At 71.4% G+C, this 25,054-nt stretch carries 23 protein-coding genes and 1 pseudogene; 17 read left to right on the plus strand and 7 right to left on the minus strand.

Annotated elements, in window-relative coordinates; genetic code table 11:
• Positions 1-19 precede the first annotated feature (19 nt).
• The gene (locus tag SCNRRL3882_RS24390; RefSeq protein ID WP_010034522.1) at positions 20-1,411 is read right to left on the minus strand and encodes a hypothetical protein; all 1,392 of its coding nucleotides are present in this window, start codon (positions 1,409-1,411) and stop codon (positions 20-22) included.
• A gap of 135 nt (positions 1,412-1,546) precedes the next feature.
• Between SCNRRL3882_RS24390 and hutU the strand changes: the two genes are divergently transcribed.
• The 7 genes from hutU to SCNRRL3882_RS24425 all read left to right on the plus strand — a co-directional run bounded on the left by hutU (position 1,547) and on the right by SCNRRL3882_RS24425 (position 10,656).
• Entirely contained in the window at positions 1,547-3,211 is a 1,665-nt protein-coding gene (hutU, locus tag SCNRRL3882_RS24395; protein WP_010034526.1) for a urocanate hydratase, read from the plus strand.
• A complete protein-coding gene (locus SCNRRL3882_RS24400) occupies positions 3,208-4,425 on the plus strand; it encodes an allantoate amidohydrolase (protein WP_010034527.1) in 1,218 nt (405 codons plus the stop codon). The genes hutU and SCNRRL3882_RS24400 overlap by 4 nt, the downstream gene beginning before the upstream one ends.
• Positions 4,422-5,768 carry a formimidoylglutamate deiminase gene (locus tag SCNRRL3882_RS24405; RefSeq protein ID WP_040902610.1) on the plus strand — a complete coding sequence of 449 codons (1,347 nt, stop codon included), beginning with the start codon at positions 4,422-4,424 and terminating at the stop codon, positions 5,766-5,768. The genes SCNRRL3882_RS24400 and SCNRRL3882_RS24405 overlap by 4 nt, the downstream gene beginning before the upstream one ends.
• A complete protein-coding gene (gene hutI, locus SCNRRL3882_RS24410) occupies positions 5,765-7,054 on the plus strand; it encodes an imidazolonepropionase (protein ID WP_010034532.1) in 1,290 nt (429 codons plus the stop codon). The genes SCNRRL3882_RS24405 and hutI overlap by 4 nt, the downstream gene beginning before the upstream one ends.
• A 328-nt stretch (positions 7,055-7,382) precedes the next feature.
• A complete protein-coding gene (locus SCNRRL3882_RS24415; RefSeq protein ID WP_010034534.1) occupies positions 7,383-9,581 on the plus strand; it encodes a glycoside hydrolase domain-containing protein in 2,199 nt (732 codons plus the stop codon).
• Positions 9,582-9,590: 9 nt separating this feature from the next.
• Positions 9,591-9,944, plus strand: coding sequence for a hypothetical protein (locus tag SCNRRL3882_RS24420; protein WP_010034536.1), 354 nt, complete (start codon positions 9,591-9,593; stop codon positions 9,942-9,944).
• A gap of 25 nt (positions 9,945-9,969) precedes the next feature.
• Entirely contained in the window at positions 9,970-10,656 is a 687-nt protein-coding gene (locus SCNRRL3882_RS24425) for a hypothetical protein (protein WP_040902611.1), read from the plus strand.
• Positions 10,657-10,751: 95 nt separating this feature from the next.
• On the opposite strand, the gene SCNRRL3882_RS24430 is transcribed toward SCNRRL3882_RS24425, so the two are convergent.
• Positions 10,752-11,678 (minus strand): RNA polymerase sigma factor SigF, encoded by a 927-nt coding sequence (locus tag SCNRRL3882_RS24430; protein WP_029180795.1) that lies wholly within the window; start codon positions 11,676-11,678, stop codon positions 10,752-10,754.
• A 238-nt stretch (positions 11,679-11,916) separates the two neighbouring features.
• Between SCNRRL3882_RS24430 and SCNRRL3882_RS24435 the strand changes: the two genes are divergently transcribed.
• The 6 genes and pseudogenes from SCNRRL3882_RS24435 to SCNRRL3882_RS42640 form a co-directional block, all read left to right on the plus strand.
• Complete coding sequence (locus SCNRRL3882_RS24435) at positions 11,917-12,294, plus strand: STAS domain-containing protein (RefSeq protein ID WP_010034548.1); 378 nt, start codon at positions 11,917-11,919, stop codon at positions 12,292-12,294.
• A gap of 243 nt (positions 12,295-12,537) precedes the next feature.
• Positions 12,538-13,095, plus strand: a complete 558-nt coding sequence (locus tag SCNRRL3882_RS24440; protein WP_010034551.1) for an ATP-binding protein — start codon at positions 12,538-12,540, stop codon at positions 13,093-13,095.
• A 254-nt stretch (positions 13,096-13,349) separates the two neighbouring features.
• On the plus strand, positions 13,350-14,051 hold the full coding sequence (locus tag SCNRRL3882_RS24445) for an LPXTG cell wall anchor domain-containing protein (protein WP_010034554.1): 702 nt from the start codon (positions 13,350-13,352) through the stop codon (positions 14,049-14,051).
• Positions 14,052-14,082: 31 nt separating this feature from the next.
• Positions 14,083-15,111: a hypothetical protein gene (locus SCNRRL3882_RS24450; protein WP_102514856.1), complete on the plus strand. Its 1,029-nt coding sequence runs from the start codon at positions 14,083-14,085 to the stop codon at positions 15,109-15,111.
• Positions 15,112-15,147: 36 nt separating this feature from the next.
• Complete coding sequence (locus SCNRRL3882_RS24455) at positions 15,148-15,726, plus strand: site-specific integrase (RefSeq protein ID WP_107500547.1); 579 nt, start codon at positions 15,148-15,150, stop codon at positions 15,724-15,726.
• A 249-nt stretch (positions 15,727-15,975) separates the two neighbouring features.
• Positions 15,976-16,081, plus strand: a pseudogene (locus SCNRRL3882_RS42640) (IS5/IS1182 family transposase); the annotation flags it as partial.
• 63 nt (positions 16,082-16,144) lie between these two features.
• On the opposite strand, the gene SCNRRL3882_RS24465 reads toward SCNRRL3882_RS42640, so the two are convergent.
• Complete coding sequence (locus tag SCNRRL3882_RS24465) at positions 16,145-17,059, minus strand: LysR family transcriptional regulator (protein WP_231911168.1); 915 nt, start codon at positions 17,057-17,059, stop codon at positions 16,145-16,147.
• A 201-nt stretch (positions 17,060-17,260) separates the two neighbouring features.
• On the opposite strand from SCNRRL3882_RS24465, the gene SCNRRL3882_RS24470 reads away from it, so the two are divergent.
• The 4 genes from SCNRRL3882_RS24470 (at position 17,261) to SCNRRL3882_RS42645 (ending at position 20,834) form a co-directional block, all read left to right on the plus strand.
• Positions 17,261-18,481 (plus strand): FAD-dependent oxidoreductase, encoded by a 1,221-nt coding sequence (locus SCNRRL3882_RS24470; protein ID WP_010034559.1) that lies wholly within the window; start codon positions 17,261-17,263, stop codon positions 18,479-18,481.
• A gap of 35 nt (positions 18,482-18,516) precedes the next feature.
• Entirely contained in the window at positions 18,517-19,410 is an 894-nt protein-coding gene (locus SCNRRL3882_RS24475; RefSeq protein WP_010034566.1) for an alpha/beta hydrolase, read from the plus strand.
• Between the two features lie 91 nt (positions 19,411-19,501).
• Positions 19,502-20,440, plus strand: coding sequence for an NAD(P)H-dependent oxidoreductase (locus SCNRRL3882_RS24480; protein ID WP_010034567.1), 939 nt, complete (start codon positions 19,502-19,504; stop codon positions 20,438-20,440).
• A gap of 124 nt (positions 20,441-20,564) precedes the next feature.
• Positions 20,565-20,834 carry a lipocalin-like domain-containing protein gene (locus SCNRRL3882_RS42645; RefSeq protein WP_420031202.1) on the plus strand — a complete coding sequence of 90 codons (270 nt, stop codon included), beginning with the start codon at positions 20,565-20,567 and terminating at the stop codon, positions 20,832-20,834.
• Between the two features lie 278 nt (positions 20,835-21,112).
• Here the strand turns inward: SCNRRL3882_RS42645 and SCNRRL3882_RS24490 are convergent, their stop codons facing one another.
• The 4 genes from SCNRRL3882_RS24490 to SCNRRL3882_RS24505 form a co-directional block, all read right to left on the minus strand.
• Positions 21,113-21,784, minus strand: coding sequence for a response regulator (locus SCNRRL3882_RS24490; protein WP_010034569.1), 672 nt, complete (start codon positions 21,782-21,784; stop codon positions 21,113-21,115).
• On the minus strand, positions 21,781-23,079 hold the full coding sequence (locus tag SCNRRL3882_RS24495) for a sensor histidine kinase (RefSeq protein ID WP_010034570.1): 1,299 nt from the start codon (positions 23,077-23,079) through the stop codon (positions 21,781-21,783). Before SCNRRL3882_RS24495 ends, SCNRRL3882_RS24490 begins: the two co-directional genes overlap by 4 nt.
• Before the next feature lie 136 nt (positions 23,080-23,215).
• The gene (locus tag SCNRRL3882_RS24500; RefSeq protein ID WP_010034571.1) at positions 23,216-24,064 is read right to left on the minus strand and encodes a membrane protein; all 849 of its coding nucleotides are present in this window, start codon (positions 24,062-24,064) and stop codon (positions 23,216-23,218) included.
• Complete coding sequence (locus SCNRRL3882_RS24505; RefSeq protein ID WP_029180797.1) at positions 24,064-24,996, minus strand: ABC transporter ATP-binding protein; 933 nt, start codon at positions 24,994-24,996, stop codon at positions 24,064-24,066. Before SCNRRL3882_RS24505 ends, SCNRRL3882_RS24500 begins: the two co-directional genes overlap by 1 nt.
• Between the last annotated feature and the right edge of the window lie 58 nt (positions 24,997-25,054).

Genomic DNA, 25,054 nt, shown 5'->3' on the forward strand with positions numbered 1-25,054 from the left:
ATGAACCGGCAGCCGGGGGCTACGAGAACCCCCACGGCGCCCGGCCGCCCAGCAGCGCAGCGACATGCGCCCCTCCGGACTCCGCCACCACCTCCTCGACCGTCTGCGCCTCCCGCACCACCGCGAAGGCGACACCGCCCTCCCGGCCCGGGCCGAAGCCGTACACCCCGGGCCGGACCAGCGAGTTGTACGCATAGTGGTGCGCGAAGTAGTACGCCCCGGTGTCCAGCGCCGCCGCGAAGTCCCCCTGCTCCAGCAACGGCAGCGCACACCCCTCGGCCAGCAGGTCGCCCGAGAAGCACGCCGGTCCGGCCACGTCCTGCACCACGGCCGGACCCTCCTTCGGGCGCCCCTCGGAGTCGTACCCGGCGATCCTCAGCGGCCAGGCCCCCGGCGCGTACACCGTCCGCGTCGCGACCTGCACGCCCGCGTGCGTGACCGCCACCGGCCGGCCGCCCGCGCTCTTGGCGTACTCGACCCGCGCCACGACCGTCCCGTGCTTCGCCAGCAGTGACCGTCCGAACTCCGTCACCAGCCCGTACCGCCCGTCGAACAGCCCGGGCACCTCCTCGGCCAGCATCCGCGCGTACTGCGCGTACGTCGGCGTCGTCGCGTCCGACGCGAAGTTCACCGGCAGCCCGCCGCCGATGTCGAGCGTGTCGATCTGCCGCCGCCCGGCCCGCCGGTTGATCTCCTCCGCCAGCTCGTACGTCTCCGCCACGCCCCGGGCCATCAGGGACAGCGGGACCCCCTGGGACCCGGTGTGCGCGTGCAGCCGGGTCAGCCACGGCCGGTCCAGATACGCCCGCACGACCCACTCCCGGGCACCCTCGTCGCGCAGCGCCACCCCGAACTTCGACGTCGCCGTGGCCGTGGACGTCGCCTCGATGGAACCCCCGCCGATCTGCGGGTTCACCCGTAGGCCGAGCGGGGAGCGGCCGGCGCCGGACTTCATCAGGCCGTCGATGCGCTCCAGCTCCTGCGGATTGTCCGCGTTGACGGCGATGCCCAGCGCCAGCGCCTCGCGCAGCTCCCCGGGCGTCTTGGCCGGCGAGTCCAGCACCGTCATCTCCGGGCCCAGCCCCGCCGCCCGCGCCAGCGCCAGCTCGCCCGGGCTCGCCACCTCCGCCCCGACGCCCTCCTCGCGCAGCAGCCGCAGCACCGGCACCAGCGGGGTCGCCTTCACCGCGAAGGCGTGCAGCACGGGCGTGCCCGGCGCGACGACCGCGTCGAACGCGGCCCGCAGCTCCGCAGCCGACTCCCGGATGCCGGTGACGTCCAGCAGCCCGACGATGGGGCTGTCGGGCCCGAGCAGCCCCTGCTCCACGGCGGCCCGTACCGCCTCGTCCCGCCGGGCCGCGCGCCCGGCGCCGGAGTCGCGTGCCTCTGCCGCCTCGATGTGTGCGCCCATGCATCCAGCCAAACATCCACGGCACCGCCGCGCCGACCCCCGGACGTATTGACTAGCTCTATTCAGAAGGCCAGGATGTGAATAACCGCAGCAACAACCCGCCGGGAGCACCACGCACCCACCAGGAGGCAGACCATGTCGGGACCCCGCCCTGTCCGAGCGCCGCGCGGCACGGCACCGAGCGCCCTGGGATGGCAGCAGGAAGCCGCCCTGCGGATGCTGCAGAACAACCTCGACCCGGAGGTCGCCGAGCACCCCGACAAGCTCGTCGTCTACGGCGGCACCGGCAAGGCGGCGCGTGACTGGCGCTCCTTCGACGCGATGGTGCGCACGCTCAAGGGGCTGAAGCAGGACGAGACCATGCTGGTCCAGTCCGGCCGGCCCGTCGGCGTCATGCAGACCCACGAGTGGGCCCCGCGCGTCCTCATCGCCAACTCCAACCTCGTCGGCGACTGGGCGAACTGGGAGGAGTTCCGTCGCCTGGAGGCCCTCGGCCTGACCATGTACGGGCAGATGACGGCCGGCTCCTGGATCTACATCGGCACCCAGGGCATCCTCCAGGGCACGTACGAGACCTTCTCCGCCGTCGCCGCGAAGAGGTTCGGCGGCAGCCTCGCCGGGACGATCACGCTGACCGCCGGCCTCGGCGGGATGGGCGGCGCCCAGCCGCTCGCCGTGACGATGAACGACGGTGTGGCGATCTGCATCGACTGCGACCCGCGTGCGATCGAGCGGCGCATCGAGCACCGGTACCTGGACGTGCGGGCCGACTCCCTGGACCACGCGCTGCGGCTCGCCGTTCAGGCCCGTGACGCCCGCCGCCCGCTGTCCATCGGTGTCCTCGGCAACGCCGCCGAGCTGGTGCCGCAGCTGCTCGCCATGGGCGCGCCGATCGACGTCGTCACCGACCAGACCTCCGCCCACGACCCGCTGGCCTATCTGCCCCTCGGCACCGCCTTCGAGGACATGGCCGACGCCGCCGCCAAGGACCCGGCCGGCTTCACCACCCGGGCCCGGGAGTCCATGGCCCGGCACGTCGAGGCCATGGTCGGCTTCATGGACGCCGGCGCGGAGGTCTTCGACTACGGCAACTCCATCCGCGGCGAGGCGCAACTGGCCGGATACGACCGGGCCTTCGCCTTCCCCGGCTTCGTCCCCGCCTACATCCGCCCGCTGTTCTGCGAAGGCAAGGGCCCCTTCCGCTGGGCAGCCCTGTCCGGCGAGGCCTCCGACATCGCGAAGACCGACAGGGCGATCCTCGACCTCTTCCCGGAGAACGAGTCCCTGGCCCGCTGGATCCGCATGGCGGGGGAACGGGTCCACTTCCAGGGCCTGCCCGCCCGTATCTGCTGGCTCGGATACGGCGAGCGGGACAAGGCCGGTGAGCGGTTCAACGACATGGTCGCGAGCGGGGAACTGGCCGCGCCGGTCGTCATCGGCCGCGACCATCTCGACTGCGGCTCCGTCGCGTCGCCCTACCGGGAGACCGAGGCCATGCTCGACGGGTCCGACGCGATCGCCGACTGGCCGCTGCTGAACGCGATGGTGAACGTGGCCTCGGGGGCGTCCTGGGTGTCCCTGCACCACGGGGGCGGGGTCGGCATGGGCCGGTCGATCCACGCCGGGCAGGTGACGGTGGCGGACGGCACGAAGCTCGCCGGCGAGAAGATCCGGCGGGTCCTGACCAACGACCCGGGCATGGGCGTCATCCGGCACGTCGACGCCGGGTACGACATCGCGGAGTCGGTCGCCGAGGAGCGCGGCGTGCGGGTGCCGATGCGCGAGGGTGACGGCGCGTGAGCTTCCACAGCATGTGGGCGGAGCTGCTGCCGGTCGGCCGCAGCTCCGCCTCCGGCGGCTACCGCCGCTTCGCCTGGACGGACGCGGACGCCGAGTGCCGGACCTGGTTCGAGGCGCAGGCCCGGGCCCGCGGACTCGGCTACGAGGTCGACCGGAACGGCAACCAGTGGGCCTGGCTCGGTGACCCCGCCGTCGGGGACGCCGTCGTCACCGGGTCGCATCTGGACTCCGTGCCGGACGGCGGGGCCTTCGACGGCCCCCTCGGAGTCGTGTCCGCCTTCGCCGCCCTGGACGAACTGCGCGGCCGGGACGCGCGGTTCACCCGGCCCCTCGGCATCGTGAACTTCGGTGACGAGGAGGGCGCCCGCTTCGGGCTCGCCTGCGTCGGGTCCCGGCTCACCGCCGGGCAGCTCACCCGCGAGCAGGCGCACCGGCTCACCGACGGCGACGGCGTGACGCTGCCGCGTGCGATGGAGGCCGCCGGATACGACCCGGACACCATCGGCCCCGACCCGGAACGGCTGGCCCGCATCGGTGCCTTCGTCGAACTGCACGTCGAGCAGGGCCGGGCCCTCGACCTGTCCGGCGACCGGGTCGGCATCGCCAGCGCGATCTGGCCGCACGGCCGGTGGCGGTTCGACTTCCGGGGCGAGGCCAACCACGCCGGCACCACCCGGCTCGCCGACCGGCGCGACCCCATGCTGTCCTACGCCGAGACCGTCCTCGCCGCCCGCCGCGAGGCCGAACTCGCCGGTGCCGTCGCCACCTTCGGCAAGATCGCCGTCGAGCCGAACGGCGTCAACGCCATCCCCTCCCTGGTGCGCGGCTGGCTCGACTCCCGCGCCGCCGACCAGGACAGCCTGGACGCGGTGGTCGCCGGCGTCGAGAAGGCGGCCGGGGAGTACGCCGCCGCCCACGGTGTCGATCTCGCCGTCGTGCGTGAGTCGTTCACCCCCGTCGTCGAGTTCGACCACGCCCTGCGCGACGAACTCGCCCGCATCCTCGGCCAGGACACCGGCCTCAAGGTCCCCGTCCTCGGCACCGGCGCCGGACACGACGCCGGGATCCTGTCCGGGAGCATCCCGACCGCCATGCTGTTCGTGCGCAACCCCACCGGCGTCTCCCACTCACCGGCCGAGTCCGCCACCGAGGACGACTGCGTGGCCGGGGTACTCGCACTCGCCGACGTACTGGAAGGACTGGCGTGCAGGTGACCACAGCAGCCACGCGCACCTACTGGCTGGAGCACGCCTGGCTCGGCACCAGCGTCGAGCCGGGCGTGGCCCTGGACGTCCGGGGCGGCCGCATCGCCGCCGTCCGCCCGGGCACCCCCACCCCGCCCCCCGGCGCCGAGGTCCTGCGCGGCCTCACCCTCCCCGGACTGGCCAACGCCCACAGCCACGCCTTCCACCGCGCCCTGCGCGGCACCGTCCAGGTCGGCTCCGGCACCTTCTGGACCTGGCGCGAGGTCATGTACGCCACGGCCGCCCGGCTCACCCCGGACACCTACCACGCCCTCGCCCGCGCCGTGTACGCCGAGATGGCCCTGGCCGGCATCACCGCGGTCGGCGAGTTCCACTACGTCCACCACGCCCCCGGCGGCACCCCCTACGCCGACCCCAACGCGATGGGCGAGGCCCTCATCGCGGCCGCCGCCGAAGCCGGGATCCGCATCACCCTCCTCGACACCGCCTATCTCTCCTCCGGCTTCGGACAGCCGCCCACCGCCCCCCAGCTCCGCTTCTCCGACGGCACGGCGGACGCCTGGGCCGAACGCTGTTCAGTTCTCAAGGAACGAGATCACGCGCGGATCGGAGCGGCCATCCACTCCGTACGGGCCGTGCCCGCCGACCAGCTGGCGACCGTTGCGCGGTGGGCCGAGGAGCGGCGGGCCCCGCTCCACGTGCACCTGTCGGAGCAGACGGCCGAGAACGACGCCTGCCGGGAGGCCCACGGCCGCACTCCCACCCGGCTGCTCGCCGACCACGGCGTGCTCGGCCCGCGCACCACCGGCGTCCACAACACCCACCTGACTGCCGAGGACATCTCCCTCATCGGCGGCAGCGGCACCGGCACCTGCATGTGCCCGACGACCGAGCGGGACCTCGCCGACGGCATCGGGCCCGCCGCCGCCCTTCAGCAGGCGGGCTCGCCGCTCTGTCTCGGCTCCGACAGCCACGCCGTGATCGACCTGCTCGAAGAGGCGCGCGCCATGGAGCTGAACGAGCGCCTGCGCACCCGTACCCGAGGCCACTGGACGGCGGCCGCCCTTCTGCGGGCCGCCTCGGCGGACGGCCACGCGGCCCTCGGCTGGGAGGACGCGGGCGCCCTTGAGCCCGGCGCGCTCGCCGACTTCACGACGATCGCGCTCGACTCGGTCAGGACGGCAGGGCCGCTTCCGCGGCTCGGGGCCGAGACGGCCGTATTCGCTGCGTCGGCAGCAGACGTGTCGCATACGGTCGTGGGAGGGCGGCACGTCGTACGGGACGGGGCCCACTCGCTCGTACCGGACGTGCCGCGAGCCCTCGCGGACGCCGTCGAAGCCCTGCGCGGATGACACCGGGCCGCTCCTGCGAGCGAGCGGCCCCCGAACCCGACCCCACCGCCGACCAGGCCACCAAGGACGCCATGAGCAACGCGACGACCGTCAGCCCCGCCCACTCCGCGAGCACCGCAAGCACGCTCATCACCAACATCGCCGCCCTGGTCACCAACGACCCCTCCCTCGGTGACGGAACCCCCCTCGGACTGGTCCAGGACGCGGCCGTCGTCATCGAAGGCGACCGCATCGCGTGGACCGGTGATCAAAGCAAAGCACCCGCCACTGACAATCGGGTCGACGCGGGCGGCCGGGCGGTCCTCCCCGGCTTCGTCGACTCCCACTCCCACCTCGTCTTCGCGGGCGACCGGACGCAGGAGTTCAACGCCCGCATGTCGGGGCGGCCGTACAGCGCGGGCGGCATCCGCACGACCGTCGAGGCCACCCGCGCCGCGACGGACGAGGAACTGGAAGCCAACGTCACCCGTTACCTCGCCGAGGCCCTCCGCCAGGGCACCACCACCTTCGAGACGAAGTCCGGCTACGGCCTCACGACCGCCGACGAGTCCCGCGCCCTGCGCGTCGCCGCCCGCCACACCGACGAGGTCACCTACCTCGGCGCCCACATCGTCGCCCCCGAGTTCGCCGAGGACCCGGCCGCCTACGTCGCCCTCGTCACCGGCGAGATGCTCGACGCCTGCGCCCCGCACGCCCGCTGGATCGACGTCTTCTGCGAGCAGGGTGCCTTCGACGGCGACCAGGCCCGCGCGATCCTGACCGCCGGCCGGGCCCGCGGCCTGCACCCCCGTATCCACGCCAACCAGCTCTCGTACGGCCCGGGCGTGCGGCTCGCCGTCGAGCTCGACGCGGCCAGCGCCGACCACTGCACCCACCTGACGGACGAGGACGTCGACGCCCTGGCGAACGGCCGCACGGTCGCCACCCTCCTGCCCGGCGCCGAGTTCTCCACCCGCGCCGAGTGGCCGGATGCCCGCCGTCTCCTCGACGCGGGTGTCACCGTGGCCCTCTCCACCGACTGCAACCCGGGCTCGTCCTTCACCTCTTCCGTCCCGTTCTGCATCGCGCTCGCCGTACGGGACATGGGCATGACCCCGGACGAGGCCGTCTGGTCGGCCACGGCGGGCGGCGCCGCGGCCCTCCGGCGCACCGACATCGGCCGCCTCACCCCGGGCGCGTACGCCGACCTGACGCTTCTCGACGCCCCGAGCCACGTCCACCTGGCCTACCGGCCCGGTGTCCCGCTGGTCACCGGAGTCTGGCGGCGCGGCGAGCGGGTGCTCTGACCGACGAAGGCACCCGAAGGTTGTGCACGATTTTCCTACCATATTCATAACGAGCACATGACAAAACGGAGTTGACGATCCGCCACATCAACCTGCTTCGTACATAACGGACTTGACCCCCCTCGTGGCGCGGCGGAAGATCGCGCCAGTCGCTCCGCGCGCACCGTGACCACGCGCCGGCCGCACGCGACGAGGGGGGTTTCCTGGCATGGCCCCCGACGGGGGGTGCCGTTCCATGCGCGGACGCGTCGGTGCGAGCAGTACACGCGCCACGAAGGCAGCGCTTTCCTCCCCGCCTCACTTTCCGGACGACAGGAGGAAGCAGCCCATGGCAGACGAGATGGTGCAGCGCGCCCAGAGATTCATCAACACCACGTACAACAACGGCGCGACGCTGGGCATATCCAAGCTGGACGAGAACGGCCAGACCGGCTGGCCCGTGATGTACGCGCTGACCCGGGCGCTCCAGTACGAGATGGGCATCACCGCCCTGTCCAACTCCTTCGGCCCGACCACCCTCGCGAAGCTGGGGGAGCTCTACGGCAAGCTCGACGAGTCGACCATCCCGTCGGCCAATTTCTGCCGCATCATCCAGTCCGCCCTGTACTGCAAGGGCTACGACGGCGGCGACATCGACGGCAAGTACAACGACCGGGTCAAGGACGCGGTCGTGAAGCTCAACCAGAACATGGGCGTCTCCGGCACCTACCCGGGCAGCTCCCTGTGGCCGAAGGTGGTCAAGGGCCTGTTCAACATGGACGCCTACGTCACCGTCAACAACGGTTCGGACACCATCCGTTCCATCCAGCAGTGGCTGAACGGCAAGTACATCCTGCGCAAGGACTTCTACATCATCCCCTGCGACGGCCACCACTCCCGCGACGTCGCCAAGTCGATGCTGTTCGCGATCCAGTACGAGCTGGGCATGGCGGACGGTGTCGCCAACGGCGTCTTCGGGCCCGGCACGCAGTCCGGTCTGAAGTCCCACACCGTCTCGCTCGGCACCACCGGCGTCTGGGCGCAGCTGTTCACCGCGGCCATGATCCTGAACAAGCGGAACGTCCCCTTCGGCAGCTTCACCGCCACCGTGCAGTCCGGCGTGGAGACCTTCCAGTCCTTCAGCAAGCTGCCGGTCACCGGCAAGGGCGACTTCCAGACCTGGGCCTCGCTGCTGGTCTCCTACGGCGACCAGTCCCGCAAGGGCACGGCCTGCGACGGCGTCACCAAGATCACGCCCGCGCGGGCACAGGCCCTGAAGAACGCCGGCTACAAGTACATCGGCCGCTACCTCTTCAACCCCTCCACCACGGACCTGCCGGAGAAGCAGATCCAGCCGGGCGAGCTGGCCACCATCAAGGAATACGGGCTCAGCTGTTTCCCGATCTTCCAGACCTGGAGCCGGTCCGCGGACTACTTCAGCTACAACCAGGGCACCGCCGACGCGTTCCGCGCGATCGAGTGGGCCGAGTACCACGGCTTCAAGCCCGGCACCATCATCTACTTCGCGGTCGACTACGACGCGATGGACGGCGAGGTCACGGACTACGTCATCCCGCACTTCCGCGGGATCATGCGCACGATCGGCGAGAACTCCGGCTACGGCATCGGCGTCTACGGCCCGCGCAACGTCTGCCAGCGCGTCGCCGACGCCGGCTACGCGGCGACGAGCTTCGTCTCCGACATGTCCAGCGGCTTCTCCGGCAACCTCGGCTATCCGCTGCCCACCAACTGGGCGTTCGACCAGATCTCCACGATCAAGGTCGGCTCGGGCGACGGTCTGATCGAGATCGACAACAACATCGTGTCCGGGCGGGACTTCGGCCAGAGCGACTTCAACCCGGGTGCCGAGCTCGGCGGGCTGGACACGGACCTCGACAAGGCGGCCTATCGCGACCTCCTGCTCAAGGACGTGCAGACGTACTTGAACTCGATCGGCGTGCCGGAGACCGGCGGCGAGGGCTGGGAGCCCGACGACGACTGGGCGACGCTCGGTGGCATCTCCACCACCAAGGCCGTCGACCTGGTGCTCAGCGCGGACTGGCTGTTCACCTCGCTGGCGCGGCAGCTCAGGCTCCGCAAGGCCCTCATCCAGGCGCCGGTGCTGTGGGAGCTGCGCAAGCTCAACCCCTTGGACATGGCCGCCGTGGAGGCCGTCAAGGCGGGGCTGGACGACGACTGCAGCACCGGCTGGGGGCAGATCCACGCCTGGGTGACCATCGACGCCCGCAACTACTGCCGGGAGCAGGGCATCATCAACGGCGCGCCGCTCACCGACGCCGACATCCCGACGGTCTGGAAGCAGCTCACCGACGACGAGACGTACAACATCCGCTCGGTCGCTTACCTGACCATCTACAACGCCTACCAGCTCGGCGCACCCCGACCGAACCTCACGACCAGCCTGTCCCAGACCCAGGCGCTGCTGGCCCGGTACAACGGCACCGGCGACGACGCCGCGAAGTACGGCCGTGAGCTGATCGGCCTGTACAACGTGCTGGAGAACTACAACATGCTGTCGCGCGGCTAGAGAGACCGGATGAAGACGAGCACCGAACACTCACGGCTCCCGCTGATCCTCCCCCTGGCCGTCAACGTCGTCCTGGGGATCCCAGCCGTGGTTCCGGCGTTCCTGCTGTGGTACTTCGCGTCGAACTGGCCCCTTGCCGACCTGGGCTGGACCGAGCGCGAGCCCACCGAGAACGACGGCATGCTGCCCTGGTTCATGGTCGCCACACCGATCCTCACCCTGTTCGGTCTCGTCTGGTGGCTGGCCAACCGTCCTCTCCGGCGCAGGACGGCGCTGTCACCCCGCGCGTACTGGCTACTGAGCGCTGCGGCCACCGCACTGCCCACGCTCACTCTCATCATCATCAGCTTGGGAAGGAACTGAGGACGTGACCGACAACACGCGCAGCATGAGCGGCATATCGAGACGGGTCGTGGTGAAGGGGGCCGGTGTGCTCGCTGTCGCTGCCGCCGCCGGCTCCTTCGCATCGCCAGCGGCCGCGGCCGCCCCCGCCGCTCCTCCCGGTGCCCGGAAGAAGGCCCCCACCTCCGCCAACGGCTGGACCGTGGAGGAGCAGGCCAACCACGTCTCCACCGTCTGGACGCGCCCCGTCTCGGGCACCGGCCTCGAGGTCGACATCCGGATCGGCGACGTGGAGGCGATCCTGCTGCACGTCGTGCGGCGCTACCACTACGAGGTCGAGCAGCTGCCCCGCGTGGACCTCGCGGGCTGGCAGCGGATCGACGGCCTGAAGAAGGACGCGCCGGAGTCCAACCTCGCCTCGGGCACCGCGGTGCGGATCCGCCCGGGCGCGGGCGCGAGCGGCAGCCTCTTCCCGCTCCAGGTCCTGACGGTACGCGACATCCTCGCCGACTGCGAGGGCGTGGTGCGCTGGGGCGGCGACGACAGCCCGGTGGACGAGTCGCTGTTCTACATCGACCGCGGCCCGGACGACGCGTCGGTCCAAGAGCTCGCCGACCGGCTGCGGCGGGCCGAGGCAACGCCCGGCGAGGGCGCCGGCGTGACGGTGGACGTGCTGGCCCCGTCCCGGCGCGACCGCGCGAAGCGGCTGGTGAAGGAGCAGCGGGCGAACTGAGGCCGGCAAAGGCCCGTAGAAGACGCGCCCGGGGGCGGACCTTTCGGTCCGCCCCCGAAGACGGCGTCACCCGGTACGGCGTGGTGCGGTGAGGATCACTCCTCGACGGTCAGCCCCTTGCGCAGCCGTACCAGCGTGCGCGACAGCAGCCGCGAGACGTGCATCTGCGAGATGCCCAGTTCCTCGCCGATCTCGGACTGGGTCATGCCCGCGACGAAGCGCAGCGACAGGATCTTCCGGTCGCGCGGCGGAAGTTCGGCGATCAGCGGCTTCAACGACTCGACGTACTCGATGCCTTCGAGCCCGTGGTCCTCGTAGCCGATGCGGTCCGCGAGCGCGCCCTCGGAGTCGTCCTCCTCCGGCTGGGCGTCCAGCGAGGAGGCGGTGTAGGCGTTCGACGCGGCCATGCCCTCGACGACCTCGTCGTTGGAGATGCCGAGGCGCTCGGCCAGTTCGGTCACCGTCGGGGCGCGGTCCAGCTTCTGGGCCAGCTCGTCACCGGCCTTGGCCAGGTCGAGCCGCAGCTCCTGGAGCCGCCGCGGAACGCGCACGGACCACGAGGTGTCGCGGAAGAAGCGCTTGATCTCGCCGACGATGGTCGGCATCGCGAACGTGGGGAACTCGACACCCCGAGCGAGCTCGAAGCGGTCGATCGCCTTGATCAGGCCGATGGTGCCGACCTGGATGATGTCCTCCATCGGCTCGCTGCGGGAGCGGAACCGGGAGGCGGCGAACTTGACCAGCGCGAGGTTCAGTTCGACGAGTGTGTTGCGGACGTACGAGTACTCGTGGGTGCCTTCCTCCAGCGACTCCAGGCGCTCGAAGAGGGTCTTGGACAGGGCCCGTGCGTCGACCGCGTCGACTTCCTCGTACGGGGGGATGTCCGGAAGTCCGGCGAGAAGGTCGTCCTGTGTGACGAGCATCTCGTCCTGCTCGATGGGATCCAGATGTTTCGGAGGGGGTGTCGACGTCGCTTTCTGGGTACGCGATGCGTCGAGCCGGGGTGACATGATGTCCTCCATCGTTCTCGGCATATGGCTGCCGGGGCCAGTACGTGCACTGCGGTGTGCGGCGCCTCCAAAGCCGGCCGTGTCGGGTACGTGTCCTTACTAGGCCTACCCGCTTTCCCGAGCCCACCGCAAGTGCGTTCTGTGGGCATATGTCCGTTTGTGTGTGGTTGTTCGGGTGTCGGAGCGTGGCGGGAAGGCGTAGTGTTCGAGGGCGTCAGCAGCAGTCACGACGTCGGGAGAGAGAGACGGCATGGACCGCGGGACAGTCGGCAGCGCACAGTCTGGCCGGCTTCTGGTGGAGGTGCGGGAAGAGGGCTCTAACGCCGTCGTGACCCCGGCGGGTGAGCTGGATCACCACACCGCCGATCTGTTGCGTGAGCCACTCGAGGACTGCCTCGCCAAGGGATTCAAGCGCCTGGTCATCGACTGTGCGCGGCTGGAGTTCTGCGACTCCACGGGGCTGAACGTGCTCCTGGGGGCGCGGCTGAAGGCCGAGGCCGCTGGGGGTGGTGTGGCACTCGCCGGGATGCAGCCGGTGGTGGCACGCGTGTTCGAGATCACCGGCGCGGATGCGGTCTTCAGCGTCCATGACACGCTTGAGGCGGCCCTGGCCGACGAGTCGGGCTGACCGGCGGTGCGTGGACGCGCCGAGCCTCGGCCATCCCCCTGTGACCGGTGCCGTGCCCCTGTCACGCCTTTCGTGCCGAATACGGGGGTGTTCCCCCGGTCCGCCCGGGCAGGAGACATCCTGAAACGGTCGGCCGCCAGGGCGGCGGGGGCGCCGCGAAACCGTCGTGCCCCGCACTGCGTGACTGACTGTGTAGTGAATTTTTTGAATCGTGAACTGGTGAATCGGTGAGGTGAAGCGCTGATGAGCACCACCCGGCCCTACTCGCCGGGCGACCGCGGGCCGGAGCCCAGCGGCGCTTCCGGGGCGTCCGAGGGTGGAGTACCGGCGGGCGGTGCGTCCGGCGGCGAGGGCGGTGCCGCGCCGTCCGAAGGCACGGGACCGTCGGGGGGCCGGCAGGTGCGCCGGCTGAGCTTCGACGGGGCGAGCGGTGTCGTTCCGCTCGCCCGCGACTTCGCCCGCCAGGCGCTGTACGCGTGGGGCTGGCTGCCGGCCGCCTCCGCGGACCAGCGGGCCGCCGCCGAGGACGTGCTGCTCGTCGTCTCCGAGCTGGTCACCAACGCCTGCCTGCACGCCGAGGGGCCGGACCAGCTGTGGATCACCTGTGACAACAAGGTGATCCGCATCGAGGTCGCCGACCGGGGCACCGGCCAGCCGTCGCCCCGCACCCCGCACCGGGCCGGCCGCCCGGGCGGCCACGGCATGTTCATCGTCCAGCGGCTGTGCCTGGACTGGGGCGTCGTCCGCACGCCGGGAGTCGCCGGCAAGACGGTGTGGGCCGAACTGGGGGCTCCTGCCTGATCCCGGGGCGCGCGGCCGTCCGGGTGACGGGCGAGCGGGCAGTTCGCCGGCGGCGCTTGGCTGCCCGGCTGCTCGCTGCCTGGCTGCCGGGCCGCGCCCACGGAACCTCCGCCGCACATCACCCCGCCCGTCACTCACCACACGCCGGATCGCCACGGATCCGGCGTGCACTGTGTCTTCCTTCCTCAACGCCCCGGGCGTACCTTGACGGCCCGATCTGATACGCCGTCAGGAACAGGAAGGGGAGCGGCTCCGTGTCGTACCGGAATCGAACCGCCGCGCTCGCGTCCGCCGCGGCCCTGGCCGGCTCGGCGGTGTTGCTGGCCGCCCCCACGGCCCGGGCCGAGGTCGTCGACGTCAACTACCAGTGCAAGACGCCGATCGGCGACAAGAGCGCCGTCTCGCCCATCGACATCAAGGGTGTCAGGAGCGGCGGCGGCTACCGGATCACCATGTCGTGGCAGAAGGGCGTCTCCTCCAGCCCGGTCGAACTGGGCAAGGGCGCGATGACCCCGAGCGCCACGATCGCACTGGGCGGCGCGGACAGCGGCACCCTGACGGTGACCGGCCCCGCCAACGACGCCGCGATCCCCGCCAACACGCCGATCAAGATCAACGACCTGAGCGGTACGTACACGCCGAAGAAGAGCGGCGAGGTCACCTTCACGGCCGGCGTGCTCACCATCAAGGCGCTCGGCACGACGACCACGTGCACGCCGACGAACGACCCGGGCCCGTCCCTGACCCTCGACGTCACGGTCGCGAGCGGCGGCGGCGCCACCGGCTCCACCCAGGGCGGCGGCTCCGGCTCGGGGGCCGGCGACGAGCTCCCGCAGACCGGCCCGGAGGACTCGGCGGTCGCCCTCGGCACCCTCGGCGGCACGGTCCTGCTCGCCGGCGCGGCGGGCGCCCTGTGGCTGACACGACGTCACCAGAGGGTCCGCGTACGCCACTGAGCGCCCGCCCGTACGACCGCTGGAGCCGCCGATGCCGTACGTCGCCCGTGTTCCGTACCTGTCACTGCCGCTCCTGCTGGTGCTCCTGCTGGGCCTGGCGGGCACCGGGCCCGCCGGGGCGGCGGACCGGCCCGGCATCGAGCTGTCCAGGGCCCAGGCCGGGACGGGCGGCTCGGTCACCGTCACCGGCAGCGGCTGGCGGCCGCGTGCCCTGCTGACGCTGCTGGTCTGCGGGCAGGCCGAGCCGGCCCGGGGCGTGACCGGCGGCACCAACTCCTGCGCCAACGCCGACGGCCGGGCCGTCACCACCGACGCCCAGGGGCGCTTCCGCCGCGAACTGCCGGTCGTCGAACCGCCCGTGCCGTGCCCCTGCGTGGTGCACGTGGCGACGGTGACCGGCGCCGGGGCCGAGGCCGACGCGGTCCTCCGGGTCGCCGGGCACGCGGTCGAGCCGCTGCCCGCGGACCGGGCCGGCGGGCGGCTGTCGCTGCTCGCGGACACCCGGCTACGGGGCTCCGGCGGGCTGCTGACCTGGTTCGGCTCGCCGCCCGCCCGGACGCTCGTGGTCACCGTCGGGAACGTCGGGACGTCCCCCGTGAAGGACCCCGTCTTCCAGGTCGGCACCTCCCACGGCGTGTTCGCGCCCCAGTGGCAGGACCAGCGCTGGCGCGGCACGATCCGGCCCGGCGGGAAGGCGCGCATCGAACTCCCCGTGGAGCTCGCGGCCGGGGCGCACGGCGACTACACCGTGTCCCTGAAGTACGGCGGCAAGGTCCTCGCCGAACACCCCTGGGGCGTGGGCCGCCCGTGGGGCGTGACCCTGTTCTGGGCCCTCGTCTGCCTGGTCGTCCCGGCTGCGCTGTTCCGCGCCGGCCTGGCCGTCGTGGACCGCGCACGCCCCCGCCACCCGGTCCACGCGGCCCGCCCGCCCCGCCGCCGCCCGCGCCTGCCCGCCGCCCGCCGCCGCCCGCGCCTGCCCGCCGCCCGTCGGTCCCCGGCCCTGCCGTGGGTCTCCCCGGACGCCGAACCGCCGAGCTCGACGAGGACGCCACTTCCCTGATGATCAAGCGAGTTCAAGCGTCAGGGGAGGCGTTGGTTGAACGAGTGGCATGTGATGCGTGTACCGGATCCCGGACGCTGGGGGACGCTGCCGCCTGAGGGGTTCTGGGGGGTACAGGACTTGCCGGCGGCGGTCGCCCGGATCGGTCTGCGGCCGGGTGATCCGGTGCTTGTGGCGCCGGACGGCACGGTCGACCGGGATCTGCTGGACTTCGTCCGCTCTCATGAGTTTCGGAACCTGGAGCGGGAGACGAAGCGGAACTACACGACGGATATCCGCCCGCTGCTGACCCTTCTTTCTTCGCGGGGAGTGCCGTGGCGGAGGGCGACGCGGCAGGACCTGGCGGATTACCGGCACTGGAGGTGCCGGGCGGCGGAGAATCCGGGCCGGATCGGCGGGACGAAGTGGGACCGGGAGGCGTCCGCGTTCACCAAGCTGTTCCGGTGGGCGAAGGTCTACCCGCTGCCGGTGGACGTTTCGCGGCGCGAGGACCGGGCTGCGGACGCGGTGAGCTCGCGGGTGCTGTGGCTTCGACATCACTCAGCGCGGCCCGCCGGGAAGCCCTGGTGCTTCCGGCGAGCACCTCGTCGATCTGCCCCCACAGGCCAGGGCTGATCATGTAGTCCATGTGCCGCTGATCCTGGTCACCACTCCACGGCCCACGTCCCTCGCCTCGACCGAGGGACCAACCTCGACTCAGCGTTGCGACACCCGGCGGAGACCGGACTCTCCGTCCGCTACCTCCCGAAACTCCTCAGAGCCGGACCCCAAAGGAAACGGACGCCAACCCCGCACAATGACCACAGCCCCCTGGGTCCTGCTGATCTTACGAGTGACCAGTTCGAACCACGATCAAGAAAGGAGGGCATACCGTCGATCCGGCTCTCGCCGCGGCCGACGGCGGCGCAAGCCGGGCAAGCTCCACGCCGACAAGGGATACGACTACGACCACCTGCGGCGATGGTTAGCGCCAGGCACTGAGCCCTCTGGAGGCATGCGACGGGAAGTGACGTCCAAAGTTGGACATCCGGATCTAGCACGATGTTATGGGGCCGCTATCTACGGTCTGGCCGGCCTGAGCGGCCATGCGACGCAGCCATATGTGGGCCGGTTCCCGCTCATGGAGGGGATGCCACCACAGGGACTCCACCAAGTGGCCGATCTCGAAGGCGGGTTGGACGACGGTGATCGGTTGTCCGGAGAGGGCGGGGATCGCGACCCGTTCGGGCATCAGGCCGATGCGGTCGGTCCCCGCGACCAGGTGGGGAATGGCCAGGAAGTTCTCCGTGACGATCTCCGCGTGCGGTTCGATGCCCTCGGCGTGCAGGCGGTTCAGGGGGGAGAAGACCGGCGACGGGTGACGGTAGGGCAACACCCAAGGGTGTTCCGCCAGTTCCTCCCGCCCGAGGACGGCCGGGGCGCGGTCGGCGGACATCACGCACACCCAACGGTCCTTGTACAGGTCGAAGGTGGGGATGTTCGACAGGATGCCCTGGGGCAGGACGAGGGCGTCCACCGTGCGCAGGTTGTCCAGCGCCTGCTGCACGACCCGTTCGGTACTGTGCTGGAAGCGCAGCCGCACGTTCGGCGCGGCGGTACGGACCAGGTCGGCCAAAGCCCGCCCGAACGTGGGCAGTTGGCAGTCAGCCATGATCACGGTGAACTCGTGCCGGGCCTGCGTGGGATCGAAGTCGGGGCGCGTCCGGAGGACCCGGTCCGCCCAGCTCAGGGCCTGCTCGGTGTGTTCCACGAGTCGTTCCGCCAGGGGGGTCAGCTCGTAGCTGTTGCCCACCCTGACAAGGAGTTCGTCGCCGTAGTGCCGGCGCAGCCGGGCCAGGGCCGCGCTCAGCGAGGGCTGGCTCAGACCGAGCCGTTGTGCGGCCCGCGTCACACTGCGCTCCTGGAGGAGCGCGTCAAGCGGCGGCAGCAGGTTGAGGTCCAGAGTCACGGCACCCACCTCGAATGATCATCAGCTCTGTCTATGTCGAGCATAAGTGATTTCGGCTTCCCTGATCCCTGCGCGGACGCGAGAGTGGTGACACGGCTCGGCGGGACCTCGTGTCAGACGGACCGCCGCCACCCCAGACGTTCGCATGCTCGGGCCTGCATCGATCGATGCAGGTGTTCCGAGCCCATCAAGGAGGCGACAATGCCGTCGTTCCATGTCCTGATCGCCGGCGGAGGCATCGGAGGGCTCTGTCTGGCGCAGGGTCTTCGCCGCGCGGGAATCAGCTGCACCGTCTACGAGAGCGCGCCGGGCATCGGGCGGGCCGGCTACCGCCTGCACATGAACGGTGCGGGTGGCCGCGCTCTCCAGCAGTGCCTTCCGGACAACCTCTTCGAGCTGTACATGCAGACCTCGCGCGAGACGCCGCGCCGTGAGGTCATGGTCGTGCTCGACTACCAGGCCCGCGAACTGGGCGCCCGCCCCCACATCGGCCCGCCCAACGACCCGAGCCGGCCGCACACAGCGGTCAACCGGCGCACGCTGCGCCAGATCATGGGCTTGGGCCTGGAGGACATCGTCCGCTACGACAGCACCGTCACCGGCTTCGAGACGGACGGCGAGAAGGTGCGGGTGCTGCTCGACGACGGCACGAGCGAGACCGGGGACGTACTGGTGGGCGCCGACGGCATCAACTCCGTCGTACGCAGGCAGTTGCTGCCCGACGTTGCAGTCGTGGACACCGGAATACGCGGCCTGTACTCCACCGCACCGCTGACCGACGATCTCGCAGCGCGCCTGCCCGAGGCACTGTTCGACGGTTTCGCCGTCGCCGCGGGGCCGAACGGCGCGATGTTCGCGTACGGCGTGTACCGGCCGCGCAGGCCGGTCGCCGAGGCGGTGGCCGAACTGGCGCCCGGCGCCGCCGTCGATCCCGTCGATCCTTACATCATGGTCAACCTCGGCCTTCCGCCCGGGAGCCCTTTCGCCGCTGAGGCTCCCGACCTGTGGCACAGCTCCGCCGAAACCCTGCACGCGCTGATGCGCACCGCGGTACGGGGCTGGGATCCCGCCCTGGCCGATCTCGTCGAGCACGTCGACGCGTCGACGATCTTCCCGGTGTCCACGCGTCACCTGCAGCCGGCAGAGCCCTGGCCGGCCGGCCGTGTCACCCTGCTCGGCGACGCGATCCACGCCATGCCTCCCTCGTTCGGCTCCGGCGCCAACACGGCACTGCGCGACGCCGCGGCCCTCGCCCGGGCCCTGGAACGCGCCGCCCACGGCGACACCCCCGTGGCGGAGGCCGTGGCCGAGTACGAGACCGAAATGCGCGCCGAGGTCTTCCCCATCCTGCGCGCCTCGGCCGACCCGCGGGGCCTCGACGCCGACTTCCTGCCCGACGACCTCCCCGTCAGTCACACCTGATCGCCCCCGACACGAGCCGCACCACGAGGAGAACCATGCCCGTCACCGAAGACATCGAGTTCCGAGTGTCGGAACTGACCCTGCGGGGCAAACTGTTCCGCCCGACCGACGGCCCGGAACGCCTGCCCGTCGCCATCCTCCAGGGCGGCCTGGGCGGTCCCGCGGAATCCATGTTCGCCATGGCCCAGGGCTTCACCGACGCCGGTCTGGCCTGCCTGATCTACGACCACCGCAACACCGGCTACAGCGACGGCGAACCCCGTCAGCAGTTCGATCCCTGGCAGCAGTGCCGGGACCTGCGCGACGTCATCACCCATCTGACCCTGCGGGAGGACATCGACCCCGACCGCATCGCCCTGTGGGGCATCAGCATCGGTGGCGCCAACTCCCTGTTCACGGCCGCCACCGACCGCCGGGTCAAAGCCGTCGTCAGCATCATCCCCCCGGTCAGCGGCTGGAGCGCGCGCACCCTCCAACCGGCCGACACACTCGCGGAGCTCGAAGCCCTCATCCCTTCCGACCGTCAGGCCCAGCTGCGCGGCGAGCCGGCCGCGAGCATCCGCCTGCACGGCGTCCCGGAACCCGGGGACCCGGTCATGTTCAGCGACCAGGAGGGTCTGGAATTCGTCGAGAACATGATCCACCAGCTGCCCAGCTTCCGGAACGAGATCACCATCTCGACCCTCGACCGCATCTTCGAGATGGAGGTGCGCGCCTACGCCGAACGCATCACCGCCCCGGTCCTGATGATCCTCGCCTCCAAGGACACCGTCGCCCCCGTCGAGGAGGCCCGCGAGATGTACGAGCGGATCCCCGACCCGAAGGAGGTCATCGAGTACCCGGGCCAGCACTACGAGATCCTCTCGAACCACTTCCCCGAGATCGTCACCCGCAGCGCCGACTGGCTGGCAGCCACCCTGCGCGGCTGACCGCCCCGCCATCCGCTCCCGTCCGGTCCGCCGGAGCCCGCATGGCCCGGCGGACCGCCCCCCGTGCCGCGAACACAGAGAGGTGTCGTCGATGCGTCTGCTCGGACTTGCCTGCGGGCAGGAGGACGGCAGTGCCGAGGTACTGCTGAAGGCCGCGCTCACCGCGGCCGCGCGCGAGGGGACAGCCGTCGAGATGGTACGGCTGACCGACCTGTCCCTGGTGACCGCCGCCACCGCGGACGCCGGGGACGACGCGGCCTGGTTCTGCGACCGGCTGCTCGACGCGGACGGCGTGATCGTCAGCTCCCCCACCTACACCCGCAGCGCACCGGGCGCGTTGAAGCTCCTCATCGACCGCGCCTTCGGTCCGCGCACGGACGTGGTCTTCGTCCGTGAAGCCCTCGCCCGCCGCGAACACGGCCCGGCCGAGCAGAAGGAGACTCGCGGCCTTCTGGGCGTCGACACGGCCCCCGACCCGCGGGTCCTCAAGCCGCGCGTGGCCGGCTTCATCGCCGTGGGCGGCTGCCCGTCACCCCACTGGCGCACGCTGACGCTGCCCACTCTGCACGCCCTGGCCTTCCCCCTGCACATGGCCGTCGCCGACCAGATGGAAGTCCCCACCCCCGGCGGCCTGGGCGGCACAGCCACCGACCCGGCGGCTGTGCTGCGCGCCGAGCGGCTGGGCGGCGCGGTTGCCCGGCAGCTCGGTCTGCCCCACGACGAAGTCCGGTTCCTGGGGGAGCCCGGCACCTGCCCGATGTGCCACCTCGACCTGATCGTGCTGCGCGGCGGCCGCGCCGAATGCGGCACGTGCGGGGCGGCGGGCCGTTTCGTCGTCCAGGACGGCGACGTCCGGGTCGACTTCTCCCCCGCCGGCGCCGCTTCCTCCGTCCACACTCTCACGGAGCTGGAGGAGCACTACCGGGAACTGTTGAGCGCCGCCTCACTGGAGCCGGACCCCCAGGAGATCGACAAGCACGCCGCCGCGTTCCGTGACAGCGTCCCCGTCCTGCGCCCACCGCGGCCGTAGACGACCGTTCGCGGGCTCTCAGGCACCGACGATGCCGCGGCCGTCAGCGGACCGGTCGGCCCCAGGATGCACCGGCGTGTGGGACATGCTCGGCGAGATCCGGTACGAGTTCGCGCTGCCGTCCATGAGGACCACCGGCACCCTCTCGGTCCGGGGCAGGTCACACAGGGTCTCCGGTGAGAGCTGGCTCGACCGGCAGTGGGGCCGGGTGCCAGCGTCCCCCTCGATGCGCTGGACCTGGATGAACCTCAGCTCCACGGGCCGGCTCCGGGTGACGTCGCCCTGCTGGCGGCCTGCACCCGGGCCCTGGGGACCGCCAGGTCGCCGCCTGGGACCTGGACACCGAGCCGGAGTCCGTCCGCAACGGCCCGTTCGAGCTTGCCGCGCCCCGTAGCGGGCCGATGCGCGGCAAGCCGTCCGCCTGAGGACTGGAGGAACTCGGCTGTCACCACCGAACTGGCGGTCAGACGTCCGCTTCTACCAGGCCGACGCGGTCGGCCGCTGCGGGTGTGATGGCGACGAGGCACCGGTGCCGCCCTCCGTGGCCGCAACAAGCCCTGCACAGTGCGAGTGCCCGCCCGTGGCCCGATCGGCATTGCGGCTATGCCCTGCGCCATCTCGTGACAGTGGAGGTGGCCGCCGACCCCCTTGCGAGCCGGGGTTGCGGGCGGATCAGGAGCGGGGCGTGACCAGCCCGGCGTCATAGGCCATGATCACGGCTTGAATGCGGTCGCGCGCACCGATCTTCGCGAGGACCCGGCCGACGTGTTTCTTGACGGTGGATTCCGTGAGGACCAGCCGCTCGGCTATCTCCGCGTTGGTCCAGCCTTTGCCGATCGCCACCAGGACCTCGTGCTCGCGCTCGCTCAGCGTCCGCAGCCTGGGATCGGTGTGCGGCTCTGCGGGGGAGGCGGGAGAGAGCACCCGATGGGCGTGGGCGTCCAGCAGGCGTCTGGTCAGTCTGGGAGCGACGACCGCGTCGCCCGTCGCCACGGCATGGATCCCGGCGACGACTTCCTCGGGGCGGGCGTCCTTGAGCAGGAAGCCGCTCGCTCCGGCGCGCAGCCCCTCGTACGCGTACTCGTCCAGGTCGAAGGTGGTGAGGATCAGCACGCGGGTACGGCCGCCGGCGGCGACGATCCGCCGGGTGGCCTCGATGCCGTCCATGCCGGGCATGCGGACGTCCATGAGGACGACGTCCGGGCGCAGTTCGGCGGCGATGCGGACGGCTTCGGCGCCGTGTCCGGCCTCGCCCACGCACTCCATGCCCGGGGTGCCCTGGAGCAGCATGCGGAAGCCGAGGCGTTGCAGAGACTGGTCGTCGGCGATCAACACAGTGGTCATGGGGTCTGCTCTCCCTGGGGCTGCGGGCCTCCTGGGGCGGGGGCTTGTGCGGGGGACGGGGCAGACGCCGGCGGATCGGTGAGTGTCACGTCCACGGTCCAGCCGGACCGGTCGTCACGCGGCCCCGCGGTGACGGTGCCGCCGTACATGGCGGTCCGCTGCCGGATACCGACCAGTCCGTGTCCCGGACCGTCGGCCTCTGCCAGGGGCCGCGCAGATGTCCGGGCGCCGGGGGGCGGCCCGGTGTCGGAGACGCTGATCCGGATCTCTCCGTTCCCGGCGGTGACGGTGACGTTCGCTGCCGAGCCGGTGCCGGCGTGCTTGAGGGTGTTGGTCAGGGCTTCCTGGACGACGCGGTAGACGGTCAGTTGCACCCCGCTGCCGAGGGCGTCGACGTCTCCGGACGTCCGGCAGGTGACATTCACACCGGCCGCACGGACCCGGGCCAGCAGCGGATCCAGATCGCGGATGCCGGGCTGCGGGCTGAGCCGCTCGGCCTGGTCGTCGGATTCGTCGCCCAGGACACCCAGGACGCGCCGCAGTTCGCTCATCGCCTGCCGTCCGGTGTCCCCGATCATGCGCAGGGCCTCTTCGGACCGCTCACCCGTGCTGGAGGCGAGGGTGGCGGCGCCGTCCGCGAGTCCTACCATGACCGACAGGTTGTGGCCGACGATGTCGTGCATCTCGCGGGCCACCCGGGAGCGTTCGGCGGCGGCAGTCAGCCTCTCGCGCTGCTCACGCTCGATCTCCAGTCGGGCCGCCCGGTCCTCCAGCGCCGCGAGGTACACCCGCCGGGTGCGCAGGGCCAGACCCAGGGCGATCGCGGCGATCTCCTGGCTCGCCACCGTCAGCAGGCCCTGCCACAGCCGGTCGGCGGGTGCGAGGAACCACACCGCCGCGTTCAGCTCGACGGTCGTCGCGGCGGCCGCCCAGCCAAGCCTGCGCAGGGGGCCGTTCAGTGCCAGGTTGAACAGGGCGATGAGCAGACACCCGCCCGTCGGCAGCAGCAGGCCGAGCGCCATGAGGGCCGGGGCGCACACCGCGATCACCGTGAAGACGGCCGTCGGCGCCCTGCGCCGCCACCACAGCGGCACGACGAGCATGGCGGACAAGGCCGTCTCGATGCCCAACGGCAGGTCGGCGAGCGCCCGGATCTCGCCGAACGGGCCGTGCTCGCCCGGGGAGCGGAAGACCGTCACAGCGGCGACGACCAGCACGATCGCCGAGTCGAACAGCCACGGATGCCGGCGGCCGCCCCACTTCAGGTGCCGCTGCGCGCGCAGCAGACGCCCCATGAGCGGATGCGACCAGGCCGCCTCCAAGCCGGGGGGCGGCGCGAGGGCCGGCCGGCCGGAGCAGGGGCGGCGGCCCGCGCTCCCGGCCTCCGCCCCTCCTCTCGTACCCGTCGCAGGCATGCTCTCGCCCAATCGGTCAGACGTCCGTACGGACAAGCCGGTATGCCGCCCCGGCCAGTGTCAGCGCCACCCATCCGGCGAACACCGCCAGGCCCGCCCAGGGGCCGAGCGAGTCGGTGGCCTGGTGCAGGTGCGTCACCGCTTGGCCGGCGTTGCTGGGCAGATACGGCGTGATGTCGTCCTTCCAGGACGCGGGCAGCAGCGAGGTCAGGCCCGGCAGGATCAGCAGGCTGCTCACCAGCACGGTGATGCCGCTGGCGGTGGAGCGCAACAGCGAGCCCAGGGCCACACCCCACACACCCACCAGTCCCAGATAGAGGCCCGCTCCGATCAGGGAACGCAGCACCCCGTCCTCCCCGAGGGACATGGAGATGCTCTGGCCGTCCAGGGACGCAACACCCAGCCCGAACGCTGCCAGCGCGCCGATGACGGCCACGGGCACAACGAGAACGCCGGTGACGACGCTCTTCGACCACAGCACCGGCAGCCGCCTGGGCACCGCCGCCAGCGTGGAGCGGATCATGCCCGTACTGTACTCACCGGCTGACATCAGGACCCCCAGGACGCCAACGGCCAGTGAGGCGAACGTCAGGCCCGTCAGGGCCACGCTGACGGCGTCCTCGGGGCCGGAGGACGATCCGGGCGGACCGCCGCCATTGCTGCCCGGGCTGTATGTGGCGGCGGCGATTGCACCGATGGCGGTCAGCAGGAACAGGGACACGCCCAGCGTGATCCAACTGGACCGCAGCGACCAGAACTTGCCCCACTCCGAGCGCAGCACCCCGAGCGCCGTGACCCGGTAGGCGGGCCGGTCGGGGCGGGCAGGTGCGGCGTCCGCGATGTCCGGCGTGACGGTGATGGTCATCAGGCGGCCCTCCGGGCGGCAGTGTCGGCGGGGACGCTGTGGTACTCCACCGCGTCGCTGGTGATGTCCATGAACGCCTCCTCCAAGGAAACGGTCTGCGGGGTGAGCTCGTACAGCGGAATCCCGTGTTGCGCGGCGATCGCGCCGATGCCACGCGCGTCCACGCCCAGGACGACCAGTTCCTCCGCGGTCGAGGACGTGACGCTGACGCCCGGCCCCGACAGCAGCGAGCGCAGTTGTTCCGGCTCGGTGGTGGCGACCTTCACGCCCCTGCCTCCGACCTCCTGGATCAGGCCGTCGACCGTGGTGTCCGCCAGCAGCCGGCCCCGGCCGACGACGACCAGATGGTCGGCGATCAGCGCCGTCTCACTCATCAGATGCGAGGACAGCATCACCGTCCGTCCCTCGGCGGCCAGCCCCGCCAGCAACTGGCGCACCCACAGCACGCCCTCCGGGTCCAGACCGTTGACCGGCTCGTCGAGCATGACGATCTCCGGGTCGCCGAGCAGCGCCGCCGCGATGCCGAGCCGCTGGCCCATGCCCAGGGAGAAGGCCCCGGCCCGCTTGTGAGCCACACTGTGCAGCCCGGCCAGGTCGATGACCTCGTCGACGCGGCGACGCGGGATCCCGTGAGTACGGGCGAGGGCCATCAGGTGGGCGAAGGCGGTGCGGCCCGGGTGGACGGACCTGGCCTCCAGCAGCGAACCGATCTCCTGCAGCGGCGCGGCGTGCCGGGCGTAGCGGCGGCCGTTCACCATCGCCGAGCCGCTGGTGGGCGCGTCCAGGCCGATGATCACGCGCATCGTGGTGGACTTGCCGGCTCCGTTGGGACCGAGGAAACCGGTGACCTGGCCTGGCTTCACGCTGAAGCTCAGCCGGTCCACCGCGGTCTTGTCCCCATATCGTTTGGTCAACTCTCGTACTTCGATCATGGGTTGATCCCGATCCACTCCCGCCGCTCCGGCCGGTCCGGAGCGCGTGTCTCAAAGC

It is taken from the genome of Streptomyces chartreusis NRRL 3882 (genome assembly GCF_900236475.1).
GTDB classification, from domain to species: domain Bacteria; phylum Actinomycetota; class Actinomycetes; order Streptomycetales; family Streptomycetaceae; genus Streptomyces; species Streptomyces chartreusis_D.

What these genes read in the sequence shown, in the direction of transcription:
- SCNRRL3882_RS24390 (WP_010034522.1), bottom strand. Translation starts at nt 1,411, where the DNA reads ATGGGCGCACACATCGAGGCGGCAGAGGCACGCGACTCCGGCGCCGGG.
- hutU (WP_010034526.1), top strand. Translation starts at nt 1,547, where the DNA reads ATGTCGGGACCCCGCCCTGTCCGAGCGCCGCGCGGCACGGCACCGAGC.
- hutI (WP_010034532.1), top strand. Translation starts at nt 5,765, where the DNA reads ATGACACCGGGCCGCTCCTGCGAGCGAGCGGCCCCCGAACCCGACCCC.
- SCNRRL3882_RS24415 (WP_010034534.1), top strand. Translation starts at nt 7,383, where the DNA reads ATGGCAGACGAGATGGTGCAGCGCGCCCAGAGATTCATCAACACCACG.
- SCNRRL3882_RS24420 (WP_010034536.1), top strand. Translation starts at nt 9,591, where the DNA reads ATGAAGACGAGCACCGAACACTCACGGCTCCCGCTGATCCTCCCCCTG.
- SCNRRL3882_RS24425 (WP_040902611.1), top strand. Translation starts at nt 9,970, where the DNA reads ATGAGCGGCATATCGAGACGGGTCGTGGTGAAGGGGGCCGGTGTGCTC.
- SCNRRL3882_RS24430 (WP_029180795.1), bottom strand. Translation starts at nt 11,678, where the DNA reads ATGGAGGACATCATGTCACCCCGGCTCGACGCATCGCGTACCCAGAAA.
- SCNRRL3882_RS24435 (WP_010034548.1), top strand. Translation starts at nt 11,917, where the DNA reads ATGGACCGCGGGACAGTCGGCAGCGCACAGTCTGGCCGGCTTCTGGTG.
- SCNRRL3882_RS24440 (WP_010034551.1), top strand. Translation starts at nt 12,538, where the DNA reads ATGAGCACCACCCGGCCCTACTCGCCGGGCGACCGCGGGCCGGAGCCC.
- SCNRRL3882_RS24450 (WP_102514856.1), top strand. Translation starts at nt 14,083, where the DNA reads ATGCCGTACGTCGCCCGTGTTCCGTACCTGTCACTGCCGCTCCTGCTG.
- SCNRRL3882_RS24470 (WP_010034559.1), top strand. Translation starts at nt 17,261, where the DNA reads ATGCCGTCGTTCCATGTCCTGATCGCCGGCGGAGGCATCGGAGGGCTC.
- SCNRRL3882_RS24475 (WP_010034566.1), top strand. Translation starts at nt 18,517, where the DNA reads ATGCCCGTCACCGAAGACATCGAGTTCCGAGTGTCGGAACTGACCCTG.
- SCNRRL3882_RS24480 (WP_010034567.1), top strand. Translation starts at nt 19,502, where the DNA reads ATGCGTCTGCTCGGACTTGCCTGCGGGCAGGAGGACGGCAGTGCCGAG.
- SCNRRL3882_RS42645 (WP_420031202.1), top strand. Translation starts at nt 20,565, where the DNA reads ATGAGGACCACCGGCACCCTCTCGGTCCGGGGCAGGTCACACAGGGTC.
- SCNRRL3882_RS24490 (WP_010034569.1), bottom strand. Translation starts at nt 21,784, where the DNA reads ATGACCACTGTGTTGATCGCCGACGACCAGTCTCTGCAACGCCTCGGC.
- SCNRRL3882_RS24495 (WP_010034570.1), bottom strand. Translation starts at nt 23,079, where the DNA reads ATGGGGCGTCTGCTGCGCGCGCAGCGGCACCTGAAGTGGGGCGGCCGC.
- SCNRRL3882_RS24500 (WP_010034571.1), bottom strand. Translation starts at nt 24,064, where the DNA reads ATGACCATCACCGTCACGCCGGACATCGCGGACGCCGCACCTGCCCGC.
- SCNRRL3882_RS24505 (WP_029180797.1), bottom strand. Translation starts at nt 24,996, where the DNA reads ATGATCGAAGTACGAGAGTTGACCAAACGATATGGGGACAAGACCGCG.